Annotated in this window: 1 protein-coding gene; it reads left to right on the top strand. The window is 48.0% G+C overall.

The window, feature by feature from the left end:
* Positions 1 to 1,182 (top strand): glycoside hydrolase family 36 protein (locus tag R7Q38_RS23645; RefSeq protein WP_318114500.1); only part of this gene is annotated, 1,182 nt, incomplete at its 5' end.
* Positions 1,183 to 1,289 lie beyond the last annotated feature (107 nt).

Below are 1,289 nucleotides of genomic sequence, written 5' to 3'. Positions count from 1 at the left end.
ATTCGCAACGGTGTCACGCAGGATGCACCGATAGGCTGGTGTTCTTGGTATGCGTACTATGCCGATGTGACCGAGCAAAATGTTTTAGAAAATGTTGATTGCATGCAAGACAAGCTCGAAGACTTAGAATGGGTACTTCTGGATGATGGCTATCAAGCGTTCATGGGGGATTGGCTTACGCCGTCGGATAAATTCTCTGGCGGTGTGAAGGAGCTGATTCAAAACATTCGCGCAAAAGGCAAAAAGCCGGCGATTTGGATGGCTCCTTTCATAGCGCAGCCAGAATCTGAGGTCTTTAAGCAACATCCTGAATGGTTTGTTCGTCATCCTGACGGTCAGCTCCTTAAAGCCGAAGATGTTACCTATGGCGGCTGGCGTTGCACGCCTTGGTATATTCTCGATACGTCTAACCCTGAAGTGCAAGATCATCTAACGCACGTTGTGTCAGTGATGAGGCTAGAGTGGGGCGTAGAGCTGTTTAAGCTCGATGCAAACTACTGGGGAACACTAAAAGGAAAACGTAGTCAGTCTGGTATTACGGGTGTCGAAGCGTATCGATTAGGGATGGAGGCGATCGCCAGAGGCGCAGGAGACGCGTGGTTGCTTGGCTGCAACGCGCCAATGTGGCCATCTTTGGGGCTGGTGGATGCGATGCGTGTGTCTGATGACGTCGAGCGCCATAGCCACCGTTTTGAACAGATCGCTAAAGAGACGTTTTTCCGTAGCTGGCAGCACCGTAAGTTGTGGCAAATTGACCCAGACTGCGCGACGTTTACTTCTCTTGCTAATCAAGCTGCATCACGTGAAGACTACGAGTTTCACCGTACCGTATTATTGGCGTCTGGCGGCTTGCTTTTGTCTGGCGACCCTCTCCCGGAAATCACGTCATTTGCGAGTAAAACCTTGGCGAAGCTGATGTTGCGACAACGACGCAGCCAAGAATCTGCTAAGTTCACGGCGTTAAGTTTGAGCCATGCTTTTTTGAAACTGACGGACAAGAATGATCTACATTGTTTGTTCAATTACGCGAATCATAATGCGACTGAATTTACTCTCACAGCGGATCAGCCCGTTGATTGGTATGACTATTGGACCGGAGAAAAGCTCAACCAAGATCCTTGTCAGTTGCTTCTAGTGAGTGTTGATAGAGGTCTGAATGCCAAAGCAATAGTGACCGCGTAAAGATCATTGAAAACAACGTATTAAACGAAAAGAGCCACTTGGGCTCTTTTCTTGTTTTTACGCGCTCTTTTTTGAGAGCGGAATTACTAAAACTCAAACAGAAAGTA

Origin of the sequence: Vibrio sp. Vb0598 (genome assembly GCF_033338935.1) — a bacterium.
Taxonomy (GTDB): domain Bacteria; phylum Pseudomonadota; class Gammaproteobacteria; order Enterobacterales; family Vibrionaceae; genus Vibrio; species Vibrio alginolyticus.
This window is presented reverse-complemented; position numbering and strand designations above follow the sequence as displayed.